This is a genomic window from Mycobacterium sp. E1715, assembly GCF_001667625.1.
Lineage (GTDB): Bacteria > Actinomycetota > Actinomycetes > Mycobacteriales > Mycobacteriaceae > Mycobacterium.
Window position 1 is genome coordinate 1 of sequence record NZ_LZJJ01000534.1, and the last position, 802, is coordinate 802.

1 protein-coding gene is annotated in these 802 nt (G+C 64.2%); it reads right to left on the reverse strand.

All coding sequences use genetic code 11. The features are described 5' to 3' along the window. The coding region (locus A9X03_RS26125) for a serine/threonine-protein kinase (RefSeq protein ID WP_156746682.1) at positions 1–791 on the reverse strand (791 nt) is incomplete at its 3' end. Between the last annotated feature and the right edge of the window lie 11 nt (positions 792–802).

Here is an 802-nt window from a genome sequence, read left to right on the forward strand (position 1 = left end):
CTGGCGTAGCGGTCGGCGGGTTTCTTGGCCATCCCGCGGGCGATCACCGCATCGAAAGCCTTGGGAATCCCGGGCCGCAACGCGGTCGGCTGAGGAATCGGATCCATCATGTGCGCGGTGACGAGGACACTGACGCTGTCGGCCCGATACGGCGGTGAGCCGGTGAGGCATTCGTAGAGCACGCAGGCCAGGGCGTAGATGTCGGCGCGGTAGGTGACTTCGGCGTTGGAAAAGCGTTCCGGGGCCATGTATTTCCACGTCCCGACCGCGGTGCCCAACTGGGTGAGCTTTTCATCGGTGGTCGCGCTGGCGATGCCGAAGTCCACCAGATAGGCGAAATCATCGCGGGTGACCAGAATGTTTTGCGGTTTGACGTCGCGGTGCATCACCCCGGCGGCATGGGCGGCATCCAACGCCGAGGCGATCTGGGTGATGATGGCCACCGCGCGCGGTGGGGCCAGCGGGCCGAAGCGTTTGAGCACGCTGTCCAAGTCGGTGCCCTCGACCAGGCGCATCTCCAAAAACATCTGCCCGTCGATTTCGCCGTAGTCATGGATGGGCACCACGTGCGGTTCCTGCAAACGACCGGCGGTGCGGGCTTCGCGCTTCATCCGCTCCCGAAACACCGGGTCCTTGCTGAAGGTCTCCGAGAGCAGCTTGACCGCGACCGTCCACTCTTTGACGGTGTGCTCGGCCTCATAGACCTCGCCCATCCCACCCCGGCCCAACAGCCGCTTTAGGTGATAGGGCCCGAAATCCGTGCCCACCCGCGAGGCCTGCTCATCACTCATCGCTGATCCTT